Below are 14,231 nucleotides of genomic sequence, written 5' to 3'. Positions count from 1 at the left end.
CCGGGTAGCGCGGCAAGGCTGCGCTGTACCCGAGGTCGGCCTGGATGGAGCTGGAATCAGGAGAAGGACAGTTCGGGGGTGCGGGCGATCAGTAGGCGCCGCACCTTGCCCTCGCTGTCGAGCTGCGCAGTGGCGTTGAACGAAGCCTCGAAATCGCCGCCTCGAGTGGTGCGCCCGAGTGACAACTCGACACCGTCGACGAATGCCCCGGCGTCGATGTGGTGGATCAGAACACTCTTCTCGCGTTGCGCCAGGTAGGCGACGAGACCGTCGCGATCGCCGACGAACTCGGCAGACTGACCATCACCCTTCGAGAACTGAACGGACATCACGAAGTCTTTGCTGATCATCGTCAGCACGCGGTCCGGATCGTCGGAATCCATGTACTCGAACCACTGGATGAGCACTGGCGTCTGGTTGGTCTCGCTCATCAGCGAACTCCTTCGACGGACGAATCGGGGGGAATCAAACTGAACTCAGCGTCGAAGGTCACCTGATAGCGATCGACGAGACCGGCGGAATCGACGTGCATGACACCGACGAAATAGCCCGTGGTCTTGGTCCCGTTCTCAGTCACCGACCCATGCAGGAAATGCAGATCTCCTTCGGCTGCAACGCGCAGGACCTTGTGTTTGCGATCCACCGGAGGGCGACCCGACAGGTAGTCGAGCATTGACGCACGACCACTCCCGTAGTTAGCCCCGGTGGGCAAGACCATGGCGAACTCCACGTTCTCGGCCAACAAGGCCACAGCATCTTCGAGTCGACCGCTGTCCACGGTCGCGTAATAGGTTTCGATCACTGAGCTCATGAGATGAACTTAGTTCGGTTCACCCCTTCTTGTCGAGGCCCTGACGCGCTAGTCTCGATCCATAACCAAACTGAACTCAAGTCAATTGGAGTGATATGAAATCGTCTACTTCCCAGGTAGAGCCCCCCTGGCCACTCTCCGAGCCCGCTGCTCTCAATCCTGGCCCCGAACAGTTGGAGCTTCGTGATGCGATTCGAGCGCTGCTCGGGAAACACGGCGGCGTAGAGCAGGCTCGGTCGGCTTCGCACACGGCCGAGGGATACTCGCCGGACCTCTGGCAGCAATTGATCGAGAATATGTCGGTCACTTCGCTCGCTGCGCCAGAAGATCGCGGCGGGCTGGGTTACGGCATGGTCGAACTCGGCATCATTCTCGAAGAGTGCGGTCGGAGTCTGGCCTGTGAGCCCGTGTTTTCCTCGGCGGTCCTGGGCGCCCAGGCACTATTGGCGGCCACGTATCCCGTCGACGAACTACTGGTCAACGTCCTCGAGGGATCCTCGGTGGCAAGCGTCAGTCCACTGACTGCCGCGACCGATCGACTCAGCGGTGTCGAAAGTGAATCCTCCTGGCTGCTCAGCGGTGAGGTCTCGGCCGTCGTAGGTGGTGCTGCTGCCGACCTCGTCATCGTCTCCGCCGACACCGCCGCCGGACGGCAGATATTCGCAATTAAGACAGCCGGTCAGGTGCACTGGCGCGAGCGCGAAGTCGTCGACCCCACCCGCAGACAGGCCGACCTGACCGTAGCGGAAGTGCCGGCAGTTCCCGTGGTCGGTGCCGACGATTATGCCCGGGTCTGTACTCGGATTCATGATTTACGGACGCTCGCAATCGCTTTCGAGAACACCGGAATTGTCGACGCCCTGCTCGAGATGACCGTCGAATACGTGAAAACCCGACACCAATTCGGGCGCCCGATCGGCTCGTTTCAAGCCGTCAAGCACCGACTGGCCGACGTACTCGTGCTGCTCGAGCGCGCTCGAGCAGCAAGCAGATATGCCGCAGCCGTATACGACGAGGCCCCGGGCACTGCCCGATTGGCGATCGCGGTGGCCGGCGCCGTCTGCACCGACGCGGCCATCGACGCCGCGGCCGAGGCCGTGCAATTGCATGGCGGCGTCGGCTTCACATGGGAACACCCGGCACACTCCTATTTCCGCCGCGCATTGGGAAACGAAGCAGTACAGGGCGATTCGCGCACTCATCGCGCACGCATCGCAGAACTGATCGGTATTTGACTGTTCGGAAAATGCCACCGACGCCGGGTATTGACGCGACGTCACCCGATCTGCATACTGAAGTGAATCCAGTTCAATTTACATCCACACGAAAGGCTCATGATGATCGAGACCGACCACATCCTGTTGGAGAAAGACGGAGACATCGCACGGGTTTGGCTCAACCGCCCGCACAAGAAGAACGCGGTCACCGTTGAACTGCTGCACCGCCTCGACGAGATCATTGTCGAGGTCGACAACGATCCGAACCTCAAGGTTCTGGTGCTACGTGGCGTCAACAACACGTTCTGCTCAGGTTTCGACCTGGACGAGCTGCTCTCCGACTTCATCGGCAGCACCACAGCGATGGACGTCGCCGTGCTTTCGGCCAAGGTCTGCGACCGTCTCTACTCGATGAACACACCCTCGATCGCAGTCCTCGAAGGCTACGTCACCGCAGGTGGTTTCGAACTGATGATCTCGTGCGACTTCGCGATCGCATCGGATGACGCCAAGATCGGCGACTTCCACATCCGTCGCGCACTCTTCGGTGGCGCCGGCCCGATCTACCGCCTTCCTCGCATGATCGGGGTTCGCAAGACCAAGGAGCTCATGCTCACCGGCAAGCTGCTCTCGGGCACCGAGGCCGCTGCATTCGACCTGATCAATGCTTCGGCACCGGCCGATCAGCTCGATCAGACCGTGGCAGACTTCGCCGCGACTCTGACCGACAAGAGCCCGTTCATGATGAAGCTCACCAAGATGTGCATCGACAAGGGCCTCGACGCCGACATCCAGTCGCTCATGGTCATGGAGCACTTGGCCGTCGGCAACGCACTGCAGTCGGAAGACGGCAAGGAAGGCGTCACCGCATTCCTCGAGAAGCGTGATCCGGTGTGGGTCGGCCGCTGATCTGATTCACCCCGAGACCTGAAGGGATAGGCATGGCAGAGAAGACAGCAATCGTGCTCGAAGGCAGCCGGTGCACGGTGTGCGCCACGGTGGCCTTTCCGGCCGGCGTCATGTGCAGCAAGTGCGCAACGCCAACGGCAGCACCTCTCGATTTGAGTACCCGAGGTGTGCTGTGGGCGTATACGATTCAACGTTTTCCTCCGAAATCGCCGCCGTATGTATCGCCCGCCGGAGGGTTCACTCCTTTCGCGGTCGGTTACATCGAACTCCCTGAAGGAATCAAGGTCGAGGCAATCATCGACTGTGAAGACTTCGACGGACTGGATCAGGCACCGGTGACGTTGGTCGCCACCTCACCGGTGCCCCGGTTCGCCGTCGACCGTGACGCGAAGGAAGGAGCAACCAAGTGACGCAGCCTATTTCGATCGTCGGAGCCGGGCTCTCGAAGTTCGGCCGGCAACCGGGAGTGAGTGGGCGTGCCATGGCCGTCACCGCGATCGGCGCTGCGCTCGATGATGCCGGACTTTCATGGCCCGACGTCCAGGTCGCCTTCGGCGGCAGTGACGGATCCGGGCTGGCCGACACCTTGGTGGCCGAACTCGGTTTCACCGGAATACCTTTCACCAACGTCAAGAACGGTTGCGCAACCGGCGGTAGCGCACTCTTCTCGGCGGTCAATGCAGTTCGCTCGGGTGCAGCCGAGATCGCACTGGCGGTCGGCTTCGACAAGCACCCACGGGGGGCATTCGATCCCCGACCGGAAGAATGGGGCCTGCCGGACGGATACGGCGAGGCCGGTCTGATGGTCACCACACAATTCTTCGGAGCCAAGATCTCGCGCTATATGCGCCAGCACAACATCTCGGCCGACACCCTGGCCCGCGTGGCCGAGAAGGCTTATCGAAACGGCGTTCTCAATCCGAACGCCTGGCGCCGGGAGGCGATGTCCGCCGAGACCATCGCGACAGCCGACATGGTCAACGACCCGCTCACCCGTTACATGTTCTGCTCACCCGGAGAAGGCGCCGCCGCGATCGTGGTTGCCAGCGAGAGCGCAACCAAAGCGCTCGCCGCGCGAGCGGTCACACTTCGGGCAATCACCCATCGCACCCGAAGGTTCGGCTCCTTCGAGGTTTTCAGCCCGGCCGTGCAAGGTAACGGTGAACCGACCAGTGTCAGTGCGGACGCCGCGCGGGCAGCCTTCGAGCAGGCAGGCATCTCCCCCGGCGAAGTCGACGTGGCTCAGCTGCAGGACACCGAGAGCGGTGCCGAAATTATGCACATGGCCGAGTGCGGCTTCTGTGAACCCGGCGAACAGGAATCGATGATTGCGGCCGGCGAGACAGAGATTGGCGGCCGTATTCCGATCAACACCGACGGTGGATGCATCGCCAACGGTGAGCCGATCGGTGCGTCGGGCCTGCGGCAGGTGCACGAGATAGTCACCCAACTTCGCGGTGAGGCGGGTGCCCGTCAGGTTCCCGGTACTCCCCGGATCGGGTTCACCCACGTATACGGCGCACCGGGCATCAGTGCCTGCACCGTATTGTCCGTATGAGTTTGCGAAGACGACTGAGGGCAGATCAGTGACACCACAAACGATTCCAGGTCTCGACGCGTTCACCGAGGAAGCCATCGCCTGGTTGCGTGGCGTCGCCGCACCTCGCACCGAATCGGTGTGGGGCGTTGGTTCGGATTCGGTGGCGGTATTCGAGAATTGGACCGCCGAGCAAGAGCGCGAGCACACCGACGAAATCTCGCGCTACGAACAGGCGAAGTTCGATGCCGGCTGGGGAGCACTGAGTTGGCCGCCCGAACGCGGCGGTCGCAGTCTGCCGCTGTCATACGTGTTAGCTTTCCGCCGGGCTGAGGAATCGTTCGACGTGCCGCGGCGGACCGAGATGTTCTCGGTTACACAGCAATTGATCGCGCCCACCATCGAGCAGTGGGGCACCGACGAGCAGAAGGAACGCTACGTGCGCGCGATGCTTCGCACGGACATCATTGCCTGCCAACTGTTCTCCGAGACCGAGGCCGGATCGGACCTGGCTGCCGTCCGCACCAAGGCGGTGCGCAGCGAAGCCGGCACGTGGACTCTCGACGGGCACAAGGTATGGACCTCCGGCGCGCTGGTGGCGGACTACGGAGTTGCGGTGTGCCGTACCGACGCCACCGTCGCGAAACATGCCGGGCTCACCATGTTCCTGGTCCCGATGAACGCACCTGGCGTGACCATACGCCCGATCCGGCAGATGACCGGCGGCAGCTCGTTCAACGAGGTGTACCTCGACGGCGTCGAACTCGAAGACGCGTATCGACTCGGTCCGGTCGGCAAGGGTTGGCAGGTTGCTCTCACCGTGCTGGCGGCCGAACGTCTGGACGGCGGAAATCTCGGTCTGGCCAACGCAGATCAGGCAATTGCACTCGCACAGAACCTCGAACGCGAGCTGACCGAGATCGAGAAGGACAAGGTGGCCGACCTGGTCGCCAGGAGCTATCTACAGCGCGTGAGCAATATGCGGGTGGCCGGGGCGATGCTTGCCGGCAACGAGCCGGGTCCTGAAGCCTCACTCGGAAAGTTGTTGGCTACCGACACCATGGCCAGAACGTCGGAAGTTGCCCGTTTGCTGCTCGGCCGTGAACTTACCGCCGATTCCGGTCGATGGGGAACGTTCGCGTGGTCCGAACACGCACTCGGCGCCCCCGGATACCGAATTGCGGGCGGCACCGACGAGATTCAGCACAACATCATCTCCGAGCGCGTGCTCGGTCTACCAAGGGAGCCGCGACCGTGACCAGTTCGACTCTGCAAGAACGGGTCGCCGCCAAACTACTGGCGGACTGCGGCGCGACGTTAACCGACTTCCAGCCGCTACTCGGTGGACACTCCGGACTGACGTACCGCGCCACCACCTCGACCGGTGACGTGGTGATCAAGGCGGTGCCGGAAGGCCAGCGATCCATCGGCAGGCACGACATGCTGCGACAGGCGCATATTCTGCAGGCGCTGGCCGGCACCGAAGTTCCGGTGCCGCGCGTAGTTGTCGTCGACGAGATCGAGCCCGCGTGGTTTGCCATGGAATTTGTTGCAGGCGAGTCACTCGAGCCCGTGCTCGACGACCCGGCCGTCGATCCGGTGCTCGCTGCCAATCGAATGCGTCGTGCCGCTGCAGTCCTACCGCGACTGCATGAGGTGGACCTGGCCACCATTGCAGGGCTCGCAGATCCCCTGACACCGGCAGACGAGCTCGAGCGCTGGGCCAAGACGCTGGGCGCAGTGCCACCGGAATTGGTTGTCGGCGCCGATCGTCTGTTGGAACTGTTGCGCTCCGACATTCCCGAACCTATCGAACCCACACTGGTGCACGGTGATTACCGTCTCGGCAACATCATCTCCGACGGACTGGAGCCAGTTGCACTCATCGACTGGGAAATCTGGTCTGCCGGAGATCCACGAGTCGAATTGGGCTGGTTTCTGGTATTCGCCGACGGTTCGAACTTCCCCGGTGTCGGTCGGGAAGTCACCGGACTGCCGAGCGCCGAAGAGTTGGTCGCGCTGTACACCGGAGCGGGTCCCGCACTCCCCGAACTCAACTGGTTCGACGCACTCGGCCGGTTGAAGATGGCGGCGATCATGGGCCACAACCTGCGTCGGCACCGCGAGGGTCGCCATCATGATCCGGACCAGGAGAAGCTGCCCGACACCATCAACCGGTTGATCGAGACCGGTACCGCTCTCCTGCGTCCCTAGATCTTCTAGGCCGCTGGTCTTTTGCGTCGCTGATAATCACCTAAGGAGACCTACCGTGGATTTCGCCTATTCCCCGCGGACCGAGGAACTGCTCGGCAAGCTCGAATCTTTCATGGCCGATTACGTCTATCCGGCGGAATCGGTGTACGACGCCCAGGTCGCTGCCAACGACAACCCGCACGAACAGCCCCAGATCATGCGCGATCTGCAGGCGAAGGCACGCGAATTGGGTCTGTGGAATCTGTTCATGACGCACGACGGACTCGGTGCCGGGCTCACCAATCTCGAATACGCTCCGCTGGCTGAGATCGTCGGCCGCTCCATCATCGGTAACGAGACGATCAACTGCTCGGCTCCCGATACCGGAAACATGGAGATCCTCGCCATGTTCGGCACCGACGAACAGAAGGCGCAGTGGTTGAAGCCGTTGCTGGACTGCAGTATTCGTTCGGCTTTTGCGATGACCGAACCGGCCGTGGCAAGTTCGGATGCGACAAACATTCGATCGACTATCCAACGTGACGGTGACGAATACGTGCTCAACGGCCGTAAGTGGTACACCTCCGGCATCCTCGATCCTGACTGCAAGCTCATGATCTTCATGGGCAAGTCGGATCCCGAAGGCCCGACCTACCGACAGCAGAGCATGATCCTGGTACCGGCCGACGCGCCCGGCGTTGAGGTCATTCGGGACCTGCCGATGTTCGGCTTCCAAGACCGACTCGGCCACGGCGAAGTTCAATTCACCGATGTTCGGGTACCGGCTGCAAACATGCTCGGCGCCGAGGGCGACGGATTCGCCATCGCACAGGGACGCCTGGGCCCCGGCCGGATGCACTACGCGATGCGCGCAGTCGGTATGGCAGAACGGGCACTGGACATGATGTGTAAGCGCGCGCTCGAAAGGGAAGCGTTCGGAGGCCCCCTTGCCGACCGCGGCGTAGTGCGTGAATGGATTGCCCGCAGCCGCATCGAGATCGACCAAATCAGGTTGCTCGTACTCAAGTCGGCTTGGTTGATGGATACCCAGGGCAACGCGTCTGCGCGCTCGGAAGTGGCCGCCATCAAGGTGGCAGCAATGGAAGTTGCGCACAAGGTTGTCGACCGCGCGGTGCAGACCTTCGGCGCCGCCGGAGTCAGCAACGACACGATCCTGGCTCGGCTGTATGCGATTACCCGCGCCCTGCAGATTGCAGACGGACCCAGCGAGGTTCATCTGCGCACCATTGCCCGCCTCGAGGTGAAGAAGCACAAATGAGTACACCAGAATTGACCGGTAAGGTCGCGCTCGTGACCGGCGCGAGCCGCGGTTTGGGACTGGCCATCGCGCGCGGACTCCGGGACGCGGGCGCGACCGTGATCGTGTCCAGCCGAAAGCTCGAGTCCTGCCGCGAAGCGGTGGCGTCGCTCGGTGACACCGGCCCGGGAACCGCTCACCCGTTCGCCCTGCACGTCGGGCACTGGGACAGTATCGAGCCCGCGGTCGACCAGATCATTGCCGAATTCGGCAGCCTCGACATCGTGGTCAACAATGCCGGCATCGCACCGCTGGCCGACAACTTGCTCTCCGCCTCGGAAGGGCTGTGGGACAAAACTATCGAGGTCAACGTCAAGGGACCCTTCCGGCTGATGGCAGTCGCGGGAGACCGGATGCGGGCGGCCGGCGGCGGCTCGATCATCAACATCTCCAGTATCGGTGCGGAGCGCCCGAGCCCACCGGAAGCGATGTACGCCGCGGCCAAGAACGGCCTCAATGCGCTCACCCGGGCGTTTGCTCAGGAGTATGCACCGACGGTGCGGGTGAACTGTGTGATGCCAGGCGGTTTCGCTACCGACATGGCCGAGAACTGGGACGACGAGTTCATCGGAAAGATCGTGGACCGTCTGCCTGCCGGGCGACTGGGCCGGCCTGAGGAGATCGCCGGTCTGGTGACGCACCTGGCCTCGGATGCGGCCGGCTACACGACCGGCGCGCTCATCCCGGTCGACGGCGGCCGAACCGCCGTGTACTGACGCTGCGATGTCCTGATATCGCAGTAAAGCCATGACAGACAACGGATTCGAAGGTGGACAGATGCTGACCGAGATGTTCGGACTGGCCGGACGGGTAGCGATCGTGACGGGTGCGTCGTCTGGTCTCGGAATGGGATTTGCGCGCACACTGGCCAGTGCCGGGGCCACGGTGTACGCCGCGGCCCGCCGGCTCGACCGCCTACAGGACTTGGCAGCCGAGGTACCGGGAATTGTTCCGGTTCGTTGCGACATCACCGACGACGCTGATCGGCGCGCCCTGATCGACAGGTGTTACGAACAGTCCGGACGGCTGGACGTACTCGTCAACAATGCCGGCATGCCGGGACCGCCGAACGCCGAGGACGAAACCATCGCGGGATTCAATTCGGTACTCGAGCTCAATCTGGTATCCGGATTTCACCTGGCGACCTACGCCTCGACCCGACTTCCGGAGAACGAACGCGCGTCGTACATCAACATCTCCTCGGTGATCGGGCTGGTGTCCACGGCCCCGATCGGTGGCGCGAGCTATGCGGCCTCCAAGGCCGGAGCACTCGGCTTGACCCGGGAATTGGCCGGTCAGTGGGGACGCAGGGGGATCCGCGTGAACTCCGTCGTGCCTGGGTGGTTCGATACGGAGATGACCGACGGACTGTTCAGCAATGACAAATCGGCGGGGTGGGTGCGTAAGAACACCATGCTCGGCCGCGGCGGGGTCGAAGGTGAGATAAACGGCGCAGTGCTGTTCCTGGCCTCGGATGCCTCCTCGTACATGACCGGCCAGGCGCTGGTTGTCGACGGTGGTTGGACGGCGCGCTGATGTTGGCAGTCCAGCTGACGGCGTGGGGTCAGCCTCCGCAGGTGCGTGAGATCCCCGTACCCGAGCCCGCTGAGGGGCAACTGTTGATCAAAGTCGGCGCCGCTGGTCTGTGCCGCTCGGATCTGCACGTCATGGATTCGCCCGCCGGACGTTTCGATTACCCGTTGCCGCTCACACTCGGCCATGAGGTTGCCGGTACCGTCGTCGGTGCGGGACCGCTGGCCGATCACGCGTGGATCGGTGAAAATGTTGTCATTCATGGTGTTTGGCCATGTGGCCGGTGCCGCAATTGCCGGCGCGAGCGCGAGAACTACTGCTTGGAGAAAGTCCCGCGTGGGGACGGCCGACTCAGCCCGATCGGAAACGGGTTGGGCCATCCGGGCGGGCTGGCAGAATACCTGCTGGTGCCCTCGGAAGCTGTTCTCGTTCGCGTCGGTTCGCTGAGCCCCCAGCAGGCCGCTCCGCTCGCCGACGCCGGCCTGACCGCATATCATGCGATCCGGACCAACAGCGACGTCATCGACTCGGACACTGTGGCTTTGGTGATAGGAATCGGCGGTCTCGGCCATCTGGCGGTGCAGATCCTGCGCTCTTTCGGCGTCACAGACATCATCGCCGTCGAGACAAGAACCCAGACACACGCTCTCGCGCTCGAATCGGGAGCACACGCGTGTTTTGCGACGCTCGCGGAAGCGACAGAGGCTGTGGCGAGCCTCGGCGGTGCCGACGTGGTCTTCGACTTTGTCGGGGCTCAGGCGACGGTCGAACCCGCTCCGGCGCTTCTCGCTCCCGGCGGCCGAGTTGTCGTCGTGGGAAGTGCGGGCGGGCAACTGACCGTCGGCAAAAGCCTTGGTTTGGTCAACGGCTGGCAAGTTCGGGCGCCGTTCTGGGGCACCATCGAGGACCTGCGTCAGGTGGTCGAACTCGCCAGTGCAGGAAAGCTGCATGCCGAGGTGACCACGTTCACGTTCGACAGCGCACTGGAGGCATACGATCGCCTGCGTTCAGGCGATCTGTCCGGCCGCGCCGTACTGGTTCCCACAGCCCCTTCATCGCTGTAAACATCCAACACACAATCGAACTCGAAGACGGAAGAGGGACGCCGCAGTGAAGTTGCTGGCACAGGAGATGCTCGCCCGGGCGGAAGGCAATCCGGCCGAGATTGCGGTGATCGACGAGTTAGGTTCTCACACAATCGGTTCGATCGTGGAGGCGGCTCGCTTGCTGGCCGATACCATCGCTTCGCTCGACGGCGGGGCACCGACTGCGCTCATTCAGGCCGACAATACGTGGCAGACGGTGGCTACCGCCCTCGCGATCGGACTTCGCGGCGGCGTAGTGGCGGTCTTCAGTCCACACGCCACCGAATCCGAGTTCGAGATGGCGATCGACGACATCGACCCGGATCTCGTGGTGGCCGATGCCGACGCACTGACCCGCTGGGGCATCAAGGACGACCAGTTTGCCGGTTCGGTAGCCGCTTTCGGAACGCGAGTGCTCCGGTCTCGGCAGGGGGATTTCGCCTCGGTTGAGCGCTGGCGCGGCGGCACCGCGATCGCGATGACCTCCGGTTCGACCGGTCGCCCGAAGTGTGTCGTCCAGTCCGAGGAGGCAATCCGCTACGCGTGCCGGAGCACCATCGATACTGTCGGATTGCAACAGGGTGAGGCGGTCGGCGCTTTTGTGCCGCTGTCGTCCGTCGCAGCTTTCTGTTTCGGGATGTATCTGCCTGCTTACCTTGGCGGACAGATGGTTTCGATCGCCAAGTGGTCGCCTGCGGTAGCACTGGAGGCAATGGCGAAGCACCGGGTCGCCTGGACGATGCTGGTACCGACCATGGCCCTGCAGCTCTCGGTTACCGAAAGGGCTGGCGGTAAGCTCTCGGCGATGCGCGCCCTGACGGTTGGTGGCGGTCCGATGAACGAGCGCACACTCGGGAACGCCGAAACCGTCCTGGGTACCACCTTTCTTCGAGTATTCGGCATGTCCGAATGCCTGGGCCACACGACCCCACGTCTGGACGATCCGCCGGCCGTCCGACTGGGGCGGGACGGACGTCCGTTCCCCGGCACCGTCGTTCGAGCGGTCGACACCGCCGGGGCGCTGCTCACCGCAGGCGAGATCGGTGACGCCCAGGTGAAGGGACCGTCACTGTTCGTCGGTTATGCGCGCGGCGGTGCTCCGGTACTGCCCGAGCTCACCGCGGACGGCTTCCTGCCGACGGGCGATCTGGTCGAAGTCGGTGAAGACGGATCGATCTGCGTCATGGGACGCCAGAAACAAATCATCATCCGCGGCGGCCGCAATATCGACATCAACGAAATGGAATCTGCGATCGCGTCGTTGCCCGCAGTGGTTCAGGTCTGCGTCGTTCCCGTCCCAGATGACCTTCTGGGCGAGCGTGCGGCAGCCCTCGTCGTCACTGGTGGTGCGCCGCTGACGCTGGCGGAGGCGACCACCCAGCTTGCCGCGAGGGGCTTTCCAAAGTTCAAGTGGCCGGAGTTTCTCTTCTCCGTCGAAGATCTTCCTCAGAACCGAGTCGGCAAACTTTCCAGGGCCGATGCGGTGGCGCTCGCCTCAGGCCTGGCCTCTGAAATTGACACGAGTTCATCTCAAAAAGGGGTAAGGTCGAACTAATCATCCACGCACCTCCGGGGGAGCCACATGACAGCAGAGACCGCGTTGCGCCGGGAGAGTCCGCGCTCCAAACGAACTCTCATTCTTGCCACGGCGATCGACCAGTTCGGCAAATTGGGTTACGAGCACACCAAGTGGGCGTCGATTGCCGACGAGGTCGGTATAGGACAGACGGCGCTCTATCACTATTTCGAATCGAAAGCGCATTGCCTCCTGACAATCATGCGGCTGGAATTGGCCGATTCGTTGGAGCGAGTCACTGTTGCAACCGAGGGCGACTCGGATCCCACAAAGGCACTCAGGGCGGCAATCGTCGTATCACTCAAGGCTTCACCGAGGGATGCTCTGCAGCGCCGCATTCTTCAGAGCCACATGGATCTTCTTGCCGCGGAGCGACAGTCGGAAAAAGAGGAGTCCGAACGACTGAAGTCCCGTGAACTCGTTCAAGCGATCGAAGAAAAGTGGACCGCGCTGATTGCGAGCGGAATCAAGGAAGGCGTCTTCGCTGATTCCGATCCTCGCTTGATGGGCCGACTCGTCTTGGCCCTCGTGATCAGTGTTTGGCGCTGGTACCGGCCGGACGGCAAACTCAGCCTGACAGAGATCGCCGAACGAGTGACCGATGCGGCCCTGCGGATGGTGTGCGCGTAGATCACTCCGCGCACGGCGAGTATCAGTTTGGACTGCCCATCGAAACTAAAGTGAATTCAATTAGGAGTTGATATGTACAATCTCGTTCTCGTCGCATCCCGACCCACCGACTGGACCTATCAGCAGTTCATCACTTGGTGGCGCGGCGAACACGCGGAAGTCACCTATCCCCTTCCCGGCCTTCTGCGATGGCAGCACACCGAATTGCTCGAAGCTTTCGGCAGCAAGTCGGAGGGGTGGGATGGCTTGTCCGTCTTGAGTTTCGAATCGCGGGAGGCACTCGAAGCCGCGCTGGCGAGTCCGCAGTGGCAGGCCGCCGTTGATCACGTCGGAACCATGGGTGGCCGCCGGATGATGTGGTACGGCGACGAAAAGACCATGGTGCCGCTCGCCGACAGCGGAAAATGACCGACTCTTGGGATCGGCCCGGTTGCTATCGCGTCGCCGACGGCGTTTTCCGGATCCCATTGCAGATGCCGCAGGACGGCCTGCGTGCAATCAACGTCTACGCGCTCGAGACCACGGACGGACTGGCGCTGGTCGACGGCGGTTGGCATCGCAACAGCACGCACGCCGAACTGTCCGACGCCCTAGCGCTGATCGGTCGTAACCCGGCGGAGATTCACGACATCTATGTCACGCATGTCCACCGTGACCACTACACGTTTGCCGTTGAACTGCGTCGACGGCATGGTTCTCGAATCCACCTCGGCGCAGCCGAATCTCCCGGTATCGCCGCAATCGCCAAGCTGGGCAACAATGTTCCGGAGAGCTCAATTCTTCAGCTGCACCGATCCGGCGCAGCGACAATCGCCGAGCAGGTCTATCGAGACTCGATCGACGAACCCTTCGAGCCCTCGGACTGGGAGGCTCCCGATCACTGGCTCTCCCCCGGCGCTCTCGATATTCCAGGCCATCGCTTGTCCGCGGTACACACTCCCGGACACACCAAGGGGCACATGGTTTTTCATGACCTCGAACGCGACGTCTCTTTCACCGGAGACCATGTGTTGCCGACGATCACGCCATCGATCGGATTCGAACTCGGCGATTGGGAGCTGCCACTCGGAGCGTACCTCCGCTCGCTGGAGATGATGCTCGACGACCGGGACCGGATCATGATGCCGGCGCACGGCGGCACAGGCGCGGGTCTGCACGCGCGATGCCGGGAGTTGTTGGCGCACCACGATCACCGTCTGGGTCAGACTGCTTCTGCGGTAGCCGAATTGGGCGAGGTCTCAGGGCTGCAAGTGGCGCAGGTGTTGACCTGGACCCGGCGCGAACGCGGCTTCGATTCTCTCGATACCTTCAACCAGATGGTGGCCACCTGCGAGACGCTTGCCCACCTCGACGTGCTTGTCGAACGTGGGCAGTTGTCCGTGAAAAACAGGAACGGGGTGGATCACTTCAGTTCGAACTGAA

General features: G+C 62.5%; 16 protein-coding genes. 14 read left to right on the top strand and 2 right to left on the bottom strand.

Translation table 11 applies throughout. The annotated features are described in order from the left end of the window. Positions 1–56: 56 nt before the first annotated feature. Both GN300_RS14130 and GN300_RS14125 read right to left on the bottom strand, forming a co-directional pair. Complete coding sequence (locus GN300_RS14130) at positions 57–431, bottom strand: hypothetical protein (RefSeq protein ID WP_021333780.1); 375 nt, start codon at positions 429–431, stop codon at positions 57–59. Then, positions 431–811, bottom strand: a complete 381-nt coding sequence (locus tag GN300_RS14125; RefSeq protein ID WP_063315086.1) for a nuclear transport factor 2 family protein — start codon at positions 809–811, stop codon at positions 431–433. The genes GN300_RS14130 and GN300_RS14125 overlap by 1 nt, the downstream gene beginning before the upstream one ends. A gap of 95 nt (positions 812–906) precedes the next feature. Between GN300_RS14125 and GN300_RS14120 the strand changes: the two genes are divergently transcribed. The 14 genes from GN300_RS14120 to GN300_RS14055 all read left to right on the top strand — a co-directional run bounded on the left by GN300_RS14120 (position 907) and on the right by GN300_RS14055 (position 14,230). Further along, the gene (locus tag GN300_RS14120) at positions 907–2,046 is read left to right on the top strand and encodes an acyl-CoA dehydrogenase family protein (RefSeq protein ID WP_063315087.1); all 1,140 of its coding nucleotides are present in this window, start codon (positions 907–909) and stop codon (positions 2,044–2,046) included. A 102-nt stretch (positions 2,047–2,148) separates the two neighbouring features. After that, entirely contained in the window at positions 2,149–2,937 is a 789-nt protein-coding gene (locus tag GN300_RS14115) for an enoyl-CoA hydratase/isomerase family protein (protein ID WP_031331690.1), read from the top strand. Between the two features lie 32 nt (positions 2,938–2,969). Continuing rightward, positions 2,970–3,347, top strand: coding sequence for a Zn-ribbon domain-containing OB-fold protein (locus GN300_RS14110; RefSeq protein WP_063315088.1), 378 nt, complete (start codon positions 2,970–2,972; stop codon positions 3,345–3,347). Further along, entirely contained in the window at positions 3,344–4,495 is a 1,152-nt protein-coding gene (locus GN300_RS14105; RefSeq protein WP_045064296.1) for a thiolase family protein, read from the top strand. The genes GN300_RS14110 and GN300_RS14105 overlap by 4 nt, the downstream gene beginning before the upstream one ends. Positions 4,496–4,538: 43 nt before the next feature. Further along, on the top strand, positions 4,539–5,732 hold the full coding sequence (locus GN300_RS14100) for an acyl-CoA dehydrogenase family protein (protein WP_063315168.1): 1,194 nt from the start codon (positions 4,539–4,541) through the stop codon (positions 5,730–5,732). Further along, the gene (locus GN300_RS14095) at positions 5,729–6,688 is read left to right on the top strand and encodes a phosphotransferase family protein (protein ID WP_063315089.1); all 960 of its coding nucleotides are present in this window, start codon (positions 5,729–5,731) and stop codon (positions 6,686–6,688) included. The genes GN300_RS14100 and GN300_RS14095 overlap by 4 nt, the downstream gene beginning before the upstream one ends. A 55-nt stretch (positions 6,689–6,743) precedes the next feature. Beyond that, entirely contained in the window at positions 6,744–7,946 is a 1,203-nt protein-coding gene (locus GN300_RS14090; RefSeq protein ID WP_063315090.1) for an acyl-CoA dehydrogenase family protein, read from the top strand. After that, on the top strand, positions 7,943–8,701 hold the full coding sequence (locus tag GN300_RS14085; protein ID WP_045064304.1) for an SDR family NAD(P)-dependent oxidoreductase: 759 nt from the start codon (positions 7,943–7,945) through the stop codon (positions 8,699–8,701). Before GN300_RS14090 ends, GN300_RS14085 begins: the two co-directional genes overlap by 4 nt. Before the next feature lie 31 nt (positions 8,702–8,732). After that, entirely contained in the window at positions 8,733–9,521 is a 789-nt protein-coding gene (locus GN300_RS14080) for an SDR family NAD(P)-dependent oxidoreductase (protein WP_082845685.1), read from the top strand. After that, positions 9,521–10,582 carry an NAD(P)-dependent alcohol dehydrogenase gene (locus GN300_RS14075; RefSeq protein ID WP_045066632.1) on the top strand — a complete coding sequence of 354 codons (1,062 nt, stop codon included), beginning with the start codon at positions 9,521–9,523 and terminating at the stop codon, positions 10,580–10,582. Before GN300_RS14080 ends, GN300_RS14075 begins: the two co-directional genes overlap by 1 nt. 67 nt (positions 10,583–10,649) lie before the next feature. Continuing rightward, on the top strand, positions 10,650–12,158 hold the full coding sequence (locus GN300_RS14070) for a class I adenylate-forming enzyme family protein (protein WP_063315169.1): 1,509 nt from the start codon (positions 10,650–10,652) through the stop codon (positions 12,156–12,158). A 27-nt stretch (positions 12,159–12,185) separates the two neighbouring features. After that, positions 12,186–12,809 carry a TetR family transcriptional regulator gene (locus tag GN300_RS14065; RefSeq protein WP_063315091.1) on the top strand — a complete coding sequence of 208 codons (624 nt, stop codon included), beginning with the start codon at positions 12,186–12,188 and terminating at the stop codon, positions 12,807–12,809. A 72-nt stretch (positions 12,810–12,881) separates the two neighbouring features. Then, entirely contained in the window at positions 12,882–13,217 is a 336-nt protein-coding gene (locus GN300_RS14060; RefSeq protein ID WP_021333766.1) for an EthD family reductase, read from the top strand. Beyond that, the gene (locus tag GN300_RS14055) at positions 13,214–14,230 is read left to right on the top strand and encodes an MBL fold metallo-hydrolase (RefSeq protein WP_021333765.1); all 1,017 of its coding nucleotides are present in this window, start codon (positions 13,214–13,216) and stop codon (positions 14,228–14,230) included. The genes GN300_RS14060 and GN300_RS14055 overlap by 4 nt, the downstream gene beginning before the upstream one ends. Position 14,231: the final 1 nt, after the last annotated feature.

Source organism: Rhodococcus sp. Ni2 (genome assembly GCF_021352185.1).
GTDB classification, from domain to species: domain Bacteria; phylum Actinomycetota; class Actinomycetes; order Mycobacteriales; family Mycobacteriaceae; genus Rhodococcus_F; species Rhodococcus_F qingshengii.
Note: the sequence above shows the minus strand (reverse complement) of the source record. Positions and strands in the feature narration are given on the sequence as shown.